13 protein-coding genes and 1 pseudogene are annotated in these 15,995 nt (G+C 67.5%); 5 read left to right on the top strand and 9 right to left on the bottom strand.

Annotation, left to right across the window (positions count from 1 at the left end; genetic code table 11):
- Window positions 1-4: 4 nt before the first annotated feature.
- Window positions 5-898: a sulfate adenylyltransferase subunit CysD gene (gene cysD, locus VRZ77_RS17985; protein WP_414593973.1), complete on the top strand. Its 894-nt coding sequence runs from the start codon at window positions 5-7 to the stop codon at window positions 896-898.
- Entirely contained in the window at window positions 898-2,832 is a 1,935-nt protein-coding gene (gene cysN, locus VRZ77_RS17980; protein WP_414593964.1) for a sulfate adenylyltransferase subunit CysN, read from the top strand. Before cysD ends, cysN begins: the two co-directional genes overlap by 1 nt.
- Before the next feature lie 9 nt (window positions 2,833-2,841).
- Here cysN and dmeF read toward each other — a convergent pair whose 3' ends face one another.
- The 9 genes from dmeF to VRZ77_RS17935 all read right to left on the bottom strand — a co-directional run bounded on the left by dmeF (window position 2,842) and on the right by VRZ77_RS17935 (window position 11,900).
- Window positions 2,842-3,798: a CDF family Co(II)/Ni(II) efflux transporter DmeF gene (gene dmeF / locus VRZ77_RS17975; RefSeq protein WP_414593963.1), complete on the bottom strand. Its 957-nt coding sequence runs from the start codon at window positions 3,796-3,798 to the stop codon at window positions 2,842-2,844.
- Entirely contained in the window at window positions 3,795-4,064 is a 270-nt protein-coding gene (locus tag VRZ77_RS17970; protein ID WP_414593962.1) for a metal/formaldehyde-sensitive transcriptional repressor, read from the bottom strand. Before VRZ77_RS17970 ends, dmeF begins: the two co-directional genes overlap by 4 nt.
- Before the next feature lie 80 nt (window positions 4,065-4,144).
- Window positions 4,145-6,133 carry an ABC transporter permease gene (locus tag VRZ77_RS17965; protein ID WP_414593961.1) on the bottom strand — a complete coding sequence of 663 codons (1,989 nt, stop codon included), beginning with the start codon at window positions 6,131-6,133 and terminating at the stop codon, window positions 4,145-4,147.
- Entirely contained in the window at window positions 6,130-7,206 is a 1,077-nt protein-coding gene (locus VRZ77_RS17960) for a quaternary amine ABC transporter ATP-binding protein (protein ID WP_414593960.1), read from the bottom strand. Before VRZ77_RS17960 ends, VRZ77_RS17965 begins: the two co-directional genes overlap by 4 nt.
- Before the next feature lie 173 nt (window positions 7,207-7,379).
- Entirely contained in the window at window positions 7,380-8,312 is a 933-nt protein-coding gene (locus VRZ77_RS17955; protein ID WP_414593959.1) for an ABC transporter substrate-binding protein, read from the bottom strand.
- A gap of 147 nt (window positions 8,313-8,459) precedes the next feature.
- Window positions 8,460-9,176 (bottom strand): helix-turn-helix domain-containing protein, encoded by a 717-nt coding sequence (locus VRZ77_RS17950; protein ID WP_414593958.1) that lies wholly within the window; start codon window positions 9,174-9,176, stop codon window positions 8,460-8,462.
- A 7-nt stretch (window positions 9,177-9,183) separates the two neighbouring features.
- Entirely contained in the window at window positions 9,184-10,251 is a 1,068-nt protein-coding gene (locus VRZ77_RS17945; protein WP_414593957.1) for a heme-dependent oxidative N-demethylase family protein, read from the bottom strand.
- A gap of 84 nt (window positions 10,252-10,335) precedes the next feature.
- Complete coding sequence (locus VRZ77_RS17940) at window positions 10,336-11,286, bottom strand: PDR/VanB family oxidoreductase (protein WP_414593956.1); 951 nt, start codon at window positions 11,284-11,286, stop codon at window positions 10,336-10,338.
- Window positions 11,283-11,900, bottom strand: coding sequence for a dimethylamine monooxygenase subunit DmmA family protein (locus VRZ77_RS17935; RefSeq protein WP_414593955.1), 618 nt, complete (start codon window positions 11,898-11,900; stop codon window positions 11,283-11,285). Before VRZ77_RS17935 ends, VRZ77_RS17940 begins: the two co-directional genes overlap by 4 nt.
- 174 nt (window positions 11,901-12,074) lie before the next feature.
- Here VRZ77_RS17935 and VRZ77_RS17930 point away from each other — a divergent pair.
- From VRZ77_RS17930 to VRZ77_RS17920, 3 genes and pseudogenes are all read left to right on the top strand, one after another.
- Window positions 12,075-12,868 (top strand): annotated as a pseudogene (locus VRZ77_RS17930) (hypothetical protein); the annotation flags it as partial.
- A gap of 105 nt (window positions 12,869-12,973) precedes the next feature.
- Window positions 12,974-13,594: a hypothetical protein gene (locus VRZ77_RS17925; protein ID WP_414593972.1), complete on the top strand. Its 621-nt coding sequence runs from the start codon at window positions 12,974-12,976 to the stop codon at window positions 13,592-13,594.
- A 28-nt stretch (window positions 13,595-13,622) separates the two neighbouring features.
- The gene (locus VRZ77_RS17920; protein WP_414593954.1) at window positions 13,623-15,890 is read left to right on the top strand and encodes a DUF1989 domain-containing protein; all 2,268 of its coding nucleotides are present in this window, start codon (window positions 13,623-13,625) and stop codon (window positions 15,888-15,890) included.
- Window positions 15,891-15,995: the final 105 nt, after the last annotated feature.

Raw genomic sequence — 15,995 nt, 5'->3', positions numbered from 1 at the left:
TCGTATGACCCATCTGCGCCGCCTTGAGGCGGAATCGATCTTCATCATCCGGGAGGTCGCGGCCGAGTTCAAAAACCCGGTCATGCTCTATTCCATCGGCAAGGATTCCGCCGTGATGCTGCATCTGGCGGCCAAGGCGTTCTATCCGTCCAAGCCGCCCTTCCCGCTGATGCACATCGACACGACGTGGAAGTTTCGCGAGATGATCGCGTTCCGCGACCGCATGGCGCGCGAGCTCGGCTTCGATCTGATCGTCCACACCAATCAGGCGGGGCTCGCGCAGGGCATCAACCCGTTCGACCACGGCTCCTCGCTCTACACCAATGTGATGAAGACCGAGGCGCTCAAGGAGGCGCTGACGCTGCACGGCTTCGACGCCGCCTTCGGCGGGGCGCGCCGCGACGAGGAGAAGAGCCGCGCCAAGGAGCGCGTGTTCTCCTTCCGCACCCAGAGCCATGCCTGGGACCCCAAGAGCCAGCGCCCGGAGCTGTGGAACCTCTACAACACGCGGGTGAAGTCGGGCGAATCCATCCGCGTCTTCCCGCTCTCCAACTGGACCGAGCTCGACATCTGGCAGTACATCCTCGCCGAGCGCATCCCGATCGTGCCGCTGTATTTCGCGGCCGAGCGCCCGGTGGTGTGGCGCGGCGGACAGATGATCATGGTGGACGACGACCGCATGCCGCTGCATCCGGGCGAGACGCCGGAGATGCGCCAGGTCCGCTTCCGCACGCTCGGCTGCTACCCGCTGACCGCCGCGATCGACAGCGACGCCACCACGCTGGAGGCCATCGTGCGCGAGATGCTGATCGCCCGCACTTCCGAGCGCGCCGGCCGGCTGATCGACCATGACGAAGCCGCTTCCATGGAAATGAAGAAGCGCGAGGGATATTTCTGATGAGCGCGCTCGCGGAAGCCGACAACGTCGCCGACTATCTGACCCAGCAGGAGCACAAGAGCCTGCTGCGCTTCCTGACCTGCGGCAGCGTGGACGACGGCAAGTCCACCCTGATCGGGCGGCTGCTCTACGACACCAAGCTGCTGTTCGAGGACCAGCTCGCCACGCTCTCCAGCGATTCCCGCAAATACGGCACGGCGGGCGAGGATCTCGATTTCGCGCTGCTGGTCGACGGACTCGCCGCCGAGCGCGAGCAGGGCATCACCATCGACGTCGCGTACCGTTTCTTCGCCACCGACAGGCGCAAATTCATCGTTGCCGATACGCCCGGCCACGAGCAGTACACGCGCAACATGGCGACGGGCGCCTCGAATTCCGACCTCGCCGTCATTCTGGTGGACGCCCGGCAGGGCATCCTCACCCAGACCCGGCGCCATTCCTTCATCGCCTCGCTGCTCGGCATCCGCCATGTCGTGCTGGCGGTGAACAAGATCGATCTGGTCGGCTATTCGCAGGAGGCGTTCGACAAGATCGTCGCGGAATATCTGGCCTTCGCCCGCGACCTGAAGTTCGAGACCTTCCTCGCCGTGCCGCTCTCGGCGCGCTTCGGCGACAACATGCTCAAGCGTTCCGAGAACACCCCCTGGTACACCGGGCCGACGCTGGTCGAGCATCTGGAGACCGTGGCGGTGGAGGACGATGCGCTGGCGCGCCCGTTCCGCCTGCCGGTGCAGTGGGTCAACCGGCCCAATCTCGATTTCCGCGGCTTTTCCGGCACGGTGGCCAGCGGCACGGTGCGGCCGGGCGATGCCGTCGCGGTCGCCGCGTCCGGGCGCACCAGCCGCGTGCGCTCCATCGTCACCAAGGACGGCACTCTGCGGCAGGCGCAGGCCGGCGAGGCGGTCACGCTGGTGCTGGAGGACGAGGTCGACATCTCGCGCGGCGACATCCTCGCCGCCGCCGACGAGCGGCCGGAAGTCTCCGACCAGTTCTCGGCCCATGTGATCTGGATGCAGGACGAGCCGCTGGTGCCCGGCCGGCCCTATCTCATCAAGATCGGCACCCGCACGGTGAGCGCCAGCATCACCACGATCCTGCACAAGGTGGACGTCAACAGCTTCGAACAGCTGCCGGCCGACCGGCTCGCGCTCAACGAGGTCGGCGTGGTGCATCTGTCCACCCAGCACGCCATCGCCTTCGATCCGTTCGACCGCAACCCGCAGACCGGCGCGTTCATCATCATCGACCGGATGAGCAACCTCACCGTCGGCGCCGGCATGATCGACGCCGGCCTGCGCCGCGCGACCAATGTCCACTGGCAGGCGCTGGAGGTCTCCAAGGCGTCCCGCGCCGATCTCAAGCAGCAGAAGCCGGTGGTGCTGTGGTTCACCGGCCTGTCGGGCTCCGGCAAGTCGACCGTCGCCAATCTGGTCGAGAAGAAGCTGCAATCGCTGGCGCGCCACACCTATCTGCTCGACGGCGACAACATCCGTCACGGGCTGAGCCGGGACCTCGGCTTCTCCGAGGCCGACCGGGTGGAGAACATCCGCCGGGTGGGACAGGTGGCGAAGCTGTTCGTCGATGCCGGCGTGATCGTCATCGCCTCGCTGATCTCCCCGTTCCGCGCCGACCGGCAGCTCGCGCGCGAGATGGTGGAGGAGGGCGAGTTCATCGAGATCTTCATGGACACGCCGCTCGCCATTGCCGAGGCGCGCGATCCCAAGGGGCTGTACAAGCGCGCCCGCGAGGGCGCGATCGTCAACTTCACCGGGATCGACAGCCCCTATGAGCCGCCGGAAGCCCCGGAAATCCACCTGCACGGCGCCGAGCGCACGGCGGAGGACATGGCGGAGGACATCGTCGCCTATCTCGCCGGTCACGGCTATCTGGAAGCCCGGCACACCGATGTCTGGAGCGAGGGCATCGGCATCTGAGACGTGCTCTCAGGCCGCGCGCGGCTCGACCTCGACCGTGACATGGGAGAGGTCGCCAATATGGGCGAGCTTTGCCCGGTAATGCGCCGGCGGGCGCGGGGTGGCGCTGCGCAGCGCGACGATGGCGCCGTGGTGCCCCGGCCCGAGCTGCCAGACATGCAGGTCGGTGATCTCGTCGCCGTCCACCTCGACCGCCGCGCGGATTTCGTCGGGCAGGTCCTCGCCCGGCGGCAGGTAGTCGATCAGCACCCCGCCGGCCTCGCGGATCAGGCTCCACGACCAGCGCGCGATGATGAGCGCGCCGAGCAGCCCGATGGCGGGATCGAGCCACAGCCAGCCATAGAGGCTGCCCAGCGCCAGCGCGGCGATGGCGAGCACTGAGGTCAGCGCGTCCGCCAGCACATGAAGATAGGCCGCGCGCAGGTTCAGGTCGCGCCCGGCCTCGTGATCATGGTCGTGGTCGTGTGCATGATCGTGTGCATGTCCGTGCCCGTGCCCATGATGACCATGGTCGTCGCGCAGCAGCCACGCGCAGGCGAGGTTGACGGCAAGGCCCAGCACCGCCACCGCGATGGCCTGCGGGAAATCGATCGACACCGGGTTGGCGAAGCGCTGCAGGCTCTCCCAGCCGATCAGCAGTGCGACCAGCGCCAGCACGACAGCGCTGGCGAAGCCCGCGAGGTCGCCGAGCTTGCCGGTGCCGAAGGTGAAGCGCGGATCCCCCGCATGCCGGCGGGCATAGAGATAGGCCAGCGCCGCGATCAGCAGCGCGCCGGCATGGGTCGCCATGTGCCAGCCATCGGCCACCAGCGCCATCGAGCCGTAGAGCGTCCCCGCCGCGATCTCGCCGACCATCATCGCGGCGGTCAGTGCGATCACCAGCCAGGTGCGGCGCTCGTTGCGCGCATGGTCGGCGCCGAGGAAGACATGGGCGTGCGGGCTCGACAGGCGCGGCTTCTCGCTCATTTCAGGTAGGTCCTGATCACCTCGACGAGCTGCGCCGCGCCTTCCTCGCGCGCCGCCCCGTCGGCATGCACCACATGCTCGTGGATATGGTCCTCGATCAGTTCGGCGGTCAGCCCGTTCACGGCGCCGCGCACCGAGGCGACCTGGTTGAGGATCTGCGCGCAGGGCGCCTCATTCTCCAGCGCGCGCTCGATCGCCTCCATCTGGCCCTTGAGCCGGCGGACGCGGGCGAGCAGCTTCGCCTTCTGGCGGATGGTGTGGCTCATAGGATAGGGGTGTACCCTATATTGGTCACGCGCTCAACGCCCCGAAACCGCCCCCGCGAGGGCGGCGGGGCGTGGAGGCGTCACATGCCCATCCGCGCGCGGCGGGCGCCGACCCAGCGGCCGATCATGCGGTCGGCGAAGATGCCGAGAAAGGCGATGGCCAGCCCGGCCGAGAGGCCCTTGCCGGGATCGGCTTGGCTGATCGCGACCTGGATCTGCTTGCCCAGATCATTGGTGCCGACGAAGGACGACACCACCAGCATGGACAGCGCCATCATGATCACCTGGTTCACCCCCAGCATGATTTCCGGCAGCGCATAGGGCAGCTGCACCTTGGCCAGACGCTGCGCCCCGGTGCAGCCGGCCATGGTGCCGGCCTCGTTCAGGTTCGCCGGCACGCCGCGCAGGCCGTGATCGGTGAAGCGGATCGCCGGGACCATGGCGTAGAGCACGATGGCGACCAGTGCCGAGACGTCGCCGATGCGGAACAGCATCACCACCGGCAGCAGATAGACGAAGGAGGGCAGGGTCTGCAGCGTGTCGCACATCGCGCCGAGGAAATTGTGCATGCGCTCCGAGCGGCTGCCGAGGAAACCGAGCGGCAGGCCGATGGCGACGGCGATCACCACCGAGATCGAGCACAGATAGATCGTGGTCATGCCGCGTTCCCACAGCCCCGCCATCGGGATGAAGGCGATCAGCGCCGCCATGCCGATCGCGAAGCGCCAGCCGCCCAGCGCCCAGGCCCCACCCGCGACCAGCGCCAGCAGGCCGAGCCAGGGAAAGCCGATCATGAAGGTCTTCACCGGCACCAGCAGATAGATCAGCAGGAAGGTGCGGATGGCGTCGGCGGTGGAGAACAGGTTGAGGTTCACCCAGGACACCACGTCCGACCACATATTGCCGGTGGAGACGCGCCATTCATTGGGCAGGCGCTCCAGCTCGGGCACCGCGAGCGACAGCGCGGTGAAGCCGATGAGCGCGGCCATGCCGACCCAGAACAGCCGGCGCCGCCGCGCCGCCGCCTCGCCATGAACCGGGCGCAGCTCCACCATGGCGCGGCTCATGCGGTCGAGCACGATGGCGAGCGCCACCACGGCGAGCCCGGCCTCCAGCCCCTTGCCGAGCCCGTTGGCCTGCCGCAGCGCGTTGAGCACGTCGAAGCCGAGGCCGCCGGCCCCGATCATCGCGGCGATGATGATCATGTTGAGCGTGAGCATGATCACCTGGTTGACGCCCACCAGCAGCCCGTCGCGGGCGGAGGGCACCAGCACCTTCCACAGCGACTGGCGCGGCTCGCAGCCGGTCATGCGCGCGAGTTCCTCCAGCTCCGGCGGCACGCGCTTCAAGGCCATCATGGTGACGCGCACCATGGGCGGCATGGCATAGAGAATGGTGGCCAGCATGCCCGAGACCGGGCCGACGCCCACCAGAAACACCAGCGGCACCAGATAGGCGAAGGTCGGCACGGTCTGCATGAAATCCAGCATCGCCACCACCGCGCCCTCGATGCGCGGCACGCGATAGGCGAGGATGCCCAGCCCGATGCCGCCGGCGACGCCCACCGCCACGGCGAGGATGACCTGGGAGAGCGTGACCATCGCGCTGTCCCACTGGCCGAACACCAGTATGTAGCCAAAGCCGATGAAGCCGAGCATGGCCAGCCGCCGGCCGCCCAGCAGATAGCTCCAGATCGTCACCGCCGCGATGATGCCGGCCCAGGACAGCCGCGGAATATGCCCCGCGGCGCCGTCCTCGCCGAGATTGATGCCGGTGGAGAGCAGCGCCTTCGGCACGTCCAGCGCATAGCCGAACAGGCCGGAGATGAAGCGCGTCATCTCCTTGAAGGTGAACAGTCCGAAGGTCGCGTCGCGCGCCAGCCAGTAGAGCAGCGCCTTCAGCCAGTCGCTGACCGGCACGATCCAGGCGGACGGGTAGCTCTTGGCCCAGCCGAACAGGCCCGGCGCCACATAGGGCAGCAGCACGGCGAGCGCGACGCCAAGCGCCACCAGCCAGCCGGTGGAAGGGCGCGTGCGGGGCTCGGCGTCGTCGAGCGCGATGTCGCTCATCGGGCGCCTCCGACCAGAATGTCGATGACCGCCGCTTTCTCCAGCTTGCCGAGCACGGCGCCGTCGGCGTCGACCACGGCGGCGGGCGCGTCGGCGGCCATGACGATCTGCGCGACATCGGCGACGCGGCTGCGCGCGGCAACGGCCGGGCCGAGCGCCTCGCCGGACGTGACCGGCACGCAGACGCCGCCGGCGGTCAGCACCTTGGCGCGCGCGACATGGCGGGTGAATTCCGAGACGTATTCCGAGGCCGGGTTGAGCATCAGCTCCTCGGCGGTGCCGACCTGGATGATCACGCCGTCCTTCATGATCGCGATGCGGTCGCCGAGGCGGATCGCCTCGTCGAAATCATGGGTGATGAACACGATGGTCTTGGACAGCATGCGCTGGAGCCGCAGGAACTCGTTCTGCATCTCGTGGCGGATCAGCGGGTCGAGCGCGGAGAACGGTTCGTCGAGGAACCACAGCGCCGGCTCGGCGGCGAGCGAGCGGGCGATGCCGACGCGCTGCTGCTGGCCGCCGGACAATTCGCGCGGGTAGTGCCCGGCGCGCTCGGCGAGGCCGACCAGCTCGATCACCTCCAGCGCGCGCTCCTCGCGCTCCGCCTTGCCGATGCCCTGCACCTCCAGCGGGAAGGCGACATTGCCGAGCACGGTGCGGTGCGGCAGCAGGGCGAAGTTCTGGAACACCATGCCCATCTTGTGCCGGCGCAGCTCGATCAGCTCGGCGGGCGTCATGCGCAAAAGGTTCTGGTGCTCGTAGAACACCGCGCCGGCGGTGGGCTCGACGAGGCGCGACAGGCAGCGCACCAGCGTGGATTTGCCCGAGCCCGACAGGCCCATGATGATGAAGATCTCGCCCTGGCGGATTTCCAGCGTGGCGTCGCGCACGGCGGCGAACAGCCCGGCCGCGCGGATCTCGGCGGTGCTCGCCTCGGGATGTTCGCGCAGGAACGCCTCGGCATTGGCGCCGTAGACCTTCCAGAGATTGCGGCAGATCAGGGCGGCCGGCGCGTCGGCTGCGGGGGCCGCCTTGGACGGCGGGGCGGCCTCGACGGGCGCAAGCGAAACCATGGTCATCGATCCTCACGCTGGGAATCGTCGGGAAAGGCGGGTGCGCCGCCACGGGGATGGCGGCGGGGGCCGGCGACGGGCGCCGGGGAGGGCGGGGCAACGGGAGGCCGACGGATGCGGCCTCCCTCTTCGCCCGGCCTCAGTACTCGCCGGGTCTCAGTATTCGCCGGGTCTCAGTACTCGCCCTTGTGCTTGGTCACATAGGCGGCGACCACCTCGTCGAGCGGCTTGCCATCGACGTCGACTTCCTTGACCATGAGGTTCAGCTCCTTGCCGTCGACATTGAGCTTCTTCAGAACCTCATAGGCGCCGGGCCACTTCTTCTTGGTGTCGGCCGAGGTGTATTTGAAGATTTCGCCGAATGGCTTGCCGCAATCATAGGCCTTGTCGGGGTTGGTGCCCCATTTCGGGTCGGTGTAGCAGGCCGGCTCATAGGCCGGGAACTCGACCCATTCGCCCTCGAACACCGAGGGCACCCAGTGCGGCGAGTACACCCACAGAATGATCGGCGCCTTGCGCTCGTAAGCCGACTTCAGCTCGGCGAACATGGCGGCCTCGGTGCCGGCATCGACCGCGACGAAGGGCAGGCCGAGGGCCTCGATGCGCTCGGGATCATGCCCGCCCCAGGTGGCTTCCATGCCGAGATAGCGGCCCTTGGGCGCGGTCTCGGGGGCGGAGAACGCCTCGCCGCATTTGAGCAGCGCCTTCCAGTCCGGCAGGCCGGGGCACTTCTCCTTCATATAGGCCGGATACCACCACTCTTCCTTGGCCTTGGGGCCGAGCGGGCCGAGGCGTTCGGTCTTGCCGGTCTTGTCGGAAGCGTCCATGGCGTCCTGCGCCGTGGTCTGCCACAGCTCCGACATGAAGGTGACGTCGCCATTCTCCATGGCGGTGAGGCCGGTGAGGTAGTCGATGGTGACGTAGTCGACCTTGTAGCCCTTGGCCTTCAGCAGTTCGCCGGCGATGTGCGAGGTGAGGTGCTGCCCGGTCCAGTCGTGCAGGGCGATGATGATCGGATCCTTGGATTCCTGAGCCTGCACGGCGGCGGGCATGCCGCCGAGCAGGCCGCACACGGCGAGTGACTTGATGAGACCTTGAACGCGCATCGGCTTTTCCCCTGGGTGGTTGGCGTGAGGCGGCACGTCGAGTGAAAATGTCCTTTTCAGGAACATCTGTTTCTTCACAGGCAATAAACAGGCCAGCAATAAGGTATTATGGTAGCTTAATCCGAAGTGTGGAGCCGGCGGAGACGGTCACGCCTTCGGGTAGACGATGAAGGACAGGTAGGTGGTCGGCACCGCGATCAGCTCTTCCGGTCCATGCTCGGAGGAGGCGTCGAAGAACAGCGTGTCGCCGGGCTCCAGGTCGTACACCTTGTCGGCGTGGCGGTAGCCCACGCGCCCGGTCAGCATGTAGATCAGCTCCACCCCAGCGTGGCGGAAGCCGGAATAGGGCGCCGCCTTCTCGGTGAGGGTGATCAGGAATGGCTCGATGGTGCGGTCCGCGCCGGGCGACTGGCCGAGCAGCTCATAGATGTGGCCGGACCGCGTGCCGCGCCGCTCGATGATCGCGCCCTGTCCGGCCTTCACCAGCGAGCATTCGCTCTGGTCGTCATAGCCGGCGAACAGCGAGGCGATCGGCACGTTCAGCGCGCCGGCAATGGCGGTGAGCGTGGCGAGCGAGGAGGAAATCTGCCCGTTCTCGATCTTGGAGATCATGCCGGGCGAAATCCGTGCGGTGGCGGCCAGCTCGGCGCTGGTGATGTCGAGCCGCTTGCGGTGCTGGCGGATCTGGGTGCCGATCACCTGCTCGATCGACAGGTTCGCCGCGCGCGGCGCGCTGGAGCCGGTGGCGAGGCTCTCCTGTGCGAAGGCCGTCACGGGTATCGATGCCGGCTTCGGCTCGTCCGCCACCGCCTCGGCGAGGCCGCGGATCGACGATTGGGAGAGCCCTCTCAGGGGCAGGCGCATGCTGGCCTCACCGCTTCGGCGGCAACGAGGTCTGGCGCGGGGCGGTGCCCGCGGGCAGCTCGGCGCCGTCGTCGAATTGCGAGAGCCAGGCCACCGCCATGTCGCGATAGCGCGTCGTGCCCTTGTAGTCGGCGATCTCGGGATGCAGGTCGCGCAGCACCCGGTGCAGGCGCTTGCCCCAGATCTCGACGCGGGCAAGGTCCTCGATGCTGCACAGATAGCAGCGTATGCCGAACAGGATGGCGTTGGAGCGCGGCAGGCGGAACAGCGACTGCAGCTCCACGCGCAGATGCAGCTTGGAGGCGACGTTCTCCGGCGTCAGCGTCGTGCGGTCCGGCCCCCATTGCGGGTAGTTCTCCGGCGAGGTGTCGAGCCGGGGATTGACCGTCATCGTCCAGTTGAGCCGGCGCACCGGCGCGCCATATTGCAGGCGCAGCAGGAATTTCAGCGCGCGGTCGAACACGCCCTTCTGGTGGGCCAGCGGCACCGGGCCGTGCCACTGGTGGAAGCTCATGCCGACATCGAAGTCGAGCGACCAGTCCGCCTGCGTCGTCACCATGCCGCCGTCGATGAACAGATTGTCGTCGCGCTGGTCCTGCAGCGTGAAGTCGCCCTGCGCCTGCCGGGTGATGTACTCGAAGGGCGGCAGCGGCAGGGTCGAGGCGTCGCCGAAGATGAAGCTGTCGCGGATGCCGAGCGGGCGGTTTTCCCAGTTCCAGTTCGTGCCTTCGCGGGTCAGGGTGAAATGCTCGGGATAGGAGGCCGCGAAGCTCTCCATGATGAGCTCCAGCGTGTCCCACTGCGCCGCCATCATGTGCGGGAGCACCTTGCAGCGGCTGGGGTCCTGCTCCAGCACCTTTGCCCGCTCGCGGCACTCGGCGACATAGTGCTCGTCGACATCGAACGGGTTGTCGAAGGCCGGCGTCGGGCCGCCCGGCACATGCGGCTCGATGTTCACCGAGTACATGTAGGCGTCTTCCGGGAACGGGAACGGGAAGCGCAGCACCGCCGCGTCCGAGTTCGCGTAGCGGAAATCGTCGCGGAAGGTCTCGTCCGGCTTGAACTGGATGGTCACGGCGCTCTCCGGTCCGGCTGTCATGTCAATGTGTCGGCGCATGTTCGGGTCGCGAGGGCCGGTCGGCCTCGCCCGGACACGCTCCTAGAGTTCCAGCACGAGGCGCGCGGTCCTGGCGCGCGACACGCAGGTCATGATCACGCGGCCCGAAGCACGCTCCTCGGTGTCGAGGAAATGGTCGCGATGCTCGGGCTCGCCCTCCGCCACTTCGGTGAGGCACTGGCCGCAGGCGCCGCCCCGGCACAGGCAGGGCGCGTCCACGCCCGCCGCCTCAAGGGCGTCGAGCAGGGTGGTGTCGGGCCCGACCGCGATTTCGCGGTTGGAGCGGCGCAGCACCGCGATGAACGGCCTGCCGCCTTCGCCCGCGCCGCCGAAGGATTCCGAATGCAGCCGCGCCTTGGGCCAGCCGAGCGCGCGGGCGAGATCCAGCGCCGCCTCCATCATCACCGCCGGGCCGCAGGTGTAGAAATGCGTGCCGAGCGGCTGGCGCGCCAGCACCTCGTCGAGCCCGCCGAACACCGGGCCGGCATGGATGTGGATGCGCGAGGCCGGATAGGGCGCCAGCAGCGCCTCGAATACGCCGGCTTCGTCGGCGCGGCAGAAATGATGCAGCTCCCACGGCGTGCCGGCGGCCTCGAAGGCGGCGATATAGGCGAGGAACGGCGTGACGCCGATGCCGCCCGAGACCATGAGGTGCCGGCGCGCGGTGCGCACCACCGGGAACAGGTTGGCCGGCAGCCCGGCTTCGATCACGTCGCCCTCGCGCACGCCTTCATGCAGGAACGCCGAGCCGCCCTTGGAGTCGGCGGTGCGGCGCACGATGATCGAGGCGTGGCTGCGGTCTTCCGGGTTGGAGATCAGCGAATAGGCGTTCTTGTGCACCCGGTCGCCGGGCTTGAGGAACAGGCGCAGATGCGCGCCGGGGCCGGAGGGGGCGACGCGCCCGCCATCGGCCGGTTCGAAAGTAAAGCCCTTGAGCAGCGGGGACAGCGGCACCGCCGCCGTGACCCGCAGCGCGACGGTCGGCTGGCTCATGGGAACATCTCCTCGACCGGGGGCAGTTCGCCCGGCGCCTCGGCATCGGCCTGCACGCCCATGAAGGCGGACAGCCCGCGCGAGAAATGATCGCGCACCACCAGATTGGCGCCGCAGCCCTCGCAGACCACGAGGCTGGTGGTGACATGGGGGGTGACGGTCTTGCAGTGAACGCAGAACACCTTGCGGCGCAGGGAGCCGGCATGGGCGGTGCGGCACTCGCTCTCTTCCAGCCCGGCCTCGCGGGCGAGGCGCACCACGTCCCAGACGAAGCCTTCCTCGCCGATGACATAGAGCCGGAACCCGACGCTTTCCTGCCCGAGGCGGTGGGAGAGCCGGTCCAGCACATGGGGAATCGCGCGGAAGGCGCGGGTCTCGGTCGGGCCGTGGTTGCTGGCGGTGTCCGCCGCTCCCGCCGCGGGGTTCGGCTTGCCGTCGACCGCGCTGGTGGAGGCGACGTACCAATAGGCGAGCGGGGCCTGCGCGGCTTCGGTGCCATCGATCACCTCCGCCAGCGGGCGGGGCGTGTCGCTCAGCACGAGATGGCGCCGGCCGCTGGCATCGACGCTCAGCCGCTCATAGACGGGCCGACTCTTGATGTCCGAAATGAGCATGGTGCCGGTCTCGACAGGTCAGTCCGGCGCGAACCGGACGGCGATAAGCTGGAACATGCGGCGATCCCCGGAGACCCGCCGCAGCACGCGTCGAATGTTTCTCCGTGATAAAATTGAGTGTCCAGCAGGAAACTTTTGCCGTCAAGAAGCCGGGTTGCGGAATTTTTAGGCAGGATGCCTGCGGCGGCAAAATCGGCCACGAATTCTTTGCAGGAAACTATCTTGACAAGCAGGAAATTAGTGACAGGCTTCGCTCAAAGGCCGGTCGATCAAGCTTTCCGTCCCGAGAAAGCGGCGCGCTGGCCTGCCTTTCCAAGGACCACGGGAACAACGCAAATGAGCATCCGCGTCGCCATTATCGGTGCCGGCCCCTCGGGCATGGCCATGCTTCGTGCCTTCCAGTCCGCGCAGAAAGCCGGCGCCGAAGTTCCGGAATTCGTCTGCTTCGAGAAGCAGTCCGACTGGGGCGGTGTCTGGAACTATACATGGCGCACCGGCCTCGACCAGTATGGCGAGCCGGTCCATGGCTCCATGTATCGCTATCTTTGGTCGAACGGGCCGAAGGAGTGCCTGGAATTCGCCGACTACACTTTCGAGGAGCATTTCGGCCGGCCGATCCCGTCCTATCCCCCGCGGGCCGTGCTGCACGACTACATCATGGGCCGGGTGGAGAAGGCCGGGCTCCGGGCGTCGGTGCGCTTCAATACGCCGGTGAAATGGGTCGAATATTCCGATGCCACGGGCAAATTCACTCTCACCGCCAAGGACCTGGTCAAGGACGAGCTTTACGACGAGGAGTTCGATTACGTCGTGGTGGCCTCGGCCATTTCTCCACGCCCAACGTGCCCTATTTCCCCGGCATCGAGATGTTTCCGGGCCGCGTGATGCACGCCCATGATTTCCGCGCCGCCGACGAATTCGTCGGCAAGGACCTGCTGATCGTCGGTTCGTCCTATTCGGCGGAAGACATCGCCAGCCAGTGCTACAAATATGGCGCCAAGTCGATCACCTTCAGCTACCGCACCCGCCGCTCCAACTTCAAATGGCCGAGCTGCTTCACCGAGAAGCCGCTGATGGAGAAGCTGGAAGGCCGCTCCGCCCATTTCATCGACGGCACGGTGTCGGAAGTCGACGCGGTGATCCTGTGCACCGGCTATCTCCACCACTACCCGTTCCTGGCCGACGAGCTGCGCCTCAAGAGCGCCAACCGCATGAACCCGCCGGACCTGTGGAAGGGCGTGATGTGGGAGGGCAATCCCAAGCTGTTCTATGTCGGCCCGCAGGACCAGTACTACACCTTCAACATGTTCGACGCGCAGGCCTGGTACGTGCGGGACATCATCCTCGGGCGCATCGTGCCGCCGTCGAGCGAGGAGATCGCCGCCGACATCGCCAAGTGGCTGGAGAAGGAAGGCGCCATCGAGACCGCCTTCGATGCGATCGACTTCCAGACCGACTACATGAAGGACATCATCCCGGCCACCGACTATCCGATGTTCGACCTCGACGCCGTGGCCGACCTGTTCAAGGTGTGGGAACATGACAAGGATCGCGACATCATGGGCTATCGCGACAATTCCTATGCCTCGATCATGACCGGCAACATGGCGCCGAAGCATCACACCAAGTGGCTGGAGGCACTGGACGATTCGTTCGAGGCCTTCATCAACCAGCCGGCGGCGGCGGCCGAATAGTCCGCGCGCCGCGCGAGGGGAGGACGGCATGAACATCCAGCTCGGCAGTCCCGGCGCCAAGGCCGGCGCGGTGCGGCTCACCCCCGCGCGCGTGCGCCATGTCGCGCCCGGCGGCGGCTTCGTCGGATTCGAACTGAAGCCGGGCGACCGCGTCCATGTCGTCGATCCCGAAGGACGCCAGCCCGGCGCGCTCTATGTCGCGGGGCTCACGACGCCGCTCAGTGAACTCGTGCTCGGCGGCCCGCTCCCCGCCGCCGACCTGCCCGAGGCCGCGCGCGCGCTTCTCGGCGAGGGCGTGATCGCGGGCGTCCAGCTGTTCGGTGCCGAGGGCGCGCCCGGCGCCACCGCGCGCTTCACCGCGCCGGCGCTTCTGCGCTGCGTGCTGGTGGCGCCCGGCGGACCGATGGACCCGGCCGGGCAGGACGCGCCGACCGACCTCGTCGTCGAGATCGAGCCGGCGGCGCCGAGCGCGGGCACGGTGCCGCCCCCGCTCGCCGAACCCAAGCTCGATCTGCGCATCCGCGCCGCCTCGGCCAGCGCCTATGAGGTGAAGGCCGGCGACTATATCCAGATCATCGACGTCGACGGCCAGCAGTGCTCGGACTTCCTCGCCTTCGACGCCGCCAAGCTGCGCGGTGGGCGCGAATGCGGGCTCGACCCGACCACGACGCGCACGCTGATGGGCTCGGCCAGTCCCGGCCCCGGCCTGCACTCGAAATATTTCGACGAGGACCAGACCGCGCTGGTCGAGGTGATCCGCGACACGGTGGGCAGGCACGACACCTTCATGCTGGCCTGCAACGCCAAATATTACGACGACATGGGCTATCCCGGCCACGACAACTGCACGGACAATTTCAACCGTGCGCTGGCGCCCTACGACATCCGCCCGCGCATGGGCTGGCCGGCGATCAATTTCTTCTACAACACCTTCGTCTCGCCGGGCGACCGCATCGGCATGGACGAGCCGTGGTCGCGGCCCGGCGACTATGTGCTGCTGCGCGCGCTCACCGACCTCGTCTGCGCCTCCTCCTCCTGCGCCGACGACATCGACGCTTCCAATGCCTGGCACCCGACCGATATCCATGTCCGGGTCTATGACGGCTCCAACAGTTTCTCGAAGGGGATCGCCCACCGCATGACGCCCGAATCCGCCCCGCGGCTGACGCGCGAAACCGGCTTCCACCCGCGCACCTCCGCGCTCACCCGCAAATTCGTCGAGTATCGCGGCTTCTGGCTGCCCGACTGCTTCTCGGCCGCCGGGCCGATCGAGGAATACTGGGCCTGCCGCGAGCGGGCGGTGATCATGGACCTGTCGGCGCTGCGCAAGTTCGAGGTGCTCGGCCCCGATGCCGAGGCGCTGGTGCAACTCGCCGTGACGCGCGACATCCGCAAGCTCGCCGTCGGGCAGGTGGTCTACACCGCGCTGACCTATGACCATGGCGGCATGCTGGACGACGGCACCGTGTTCCGCCTCGCCGAGAACAATTTCCGCCTGGTGTGCGGCGACGATTATTGCGGCGTCTGGCTGCGCGATCTGGCGGCCAAGCACGGGCTGAACGCCTTCGTGAAATCCTCCACCGACCAGCTCCACAATGTCGCGCTGCAGGGGCCGAAGTCGCGGGAGATCCTGCGCGCCATCCTTGAAACGCCGGCGCATCAGGCCAGCGCTGACGAGCTGAAATGGTTCCGCTTCACCATCGGCAAGATCGCCGGCGTGCCGGTCATGGTCTCGCGCACCGGCTATACCGGCGAACTCGGCTTCGAGATCTGGTGCCACCCGTCCCGCGCGCCGGAGGTGTGGGATGCGGTGATGGCGGCGGGCGCGCCCTTCGGCCTGCAGCCGCTCGGCCTGCTCGCGCTGGACATGGTGCGCATCGAGGCAGGGCTTGCCTTTGCGGGCTATGAATTCTGCGACCAGACCGATCCCTTCGAGGCCGGTATCGGCTTCACCGTCCCGGAATCGAAGACTGACGACTTCGTCGGCAAGGAAGCGCTGGCCCGCCGGCGTGCCCATCCGGGCAAGAAGCTGGTCGGCCTCGCCTTCGAGGCCAACGAGCCGGTGCACCATGGCGACCCGGTGTTCAACGGCCGCGCGCAGATCGGTGTCGTCACCAGCGCCACCCGCTCGCCGACGCTTGGCCACATCATCGCGCTGGCGCGGCTCGATATCAGCGCGGCGGAGATCGGCGGCGAGGTCGAGGTCGGCAAGCTCGACGGCCACCAGAAGCGGCTGACGGCCACCATTGTCGGCTTCCCGCATTACGACCCGACCAAGAGCCGCGTGCGGGCGTAAGGCTCCTTCGCCGGAATCGAAAAGGGCCGGAGCCATGGCGCTCCGGCCCTTTTTCATATCTGCGTTGCACCGCTCGGAGGGCGCTGTAACAGCACATGCCCTCCA

Origin of the sequence: Ancylobacter sp. G4_0304 (assembly GCF_047501495.1) — a bacterium.
Lineage (GTDB): Bacteria > Pseudomonadota > Alphaproteobacteria > Rhizobiales > Xanthobacteraceae > Ancylobacter.
The sequence above is the reverse complement of the archived record's forward strand: the minus strand, read 5'-3'. Positions and strand labels throughout refer to the sequence as shown.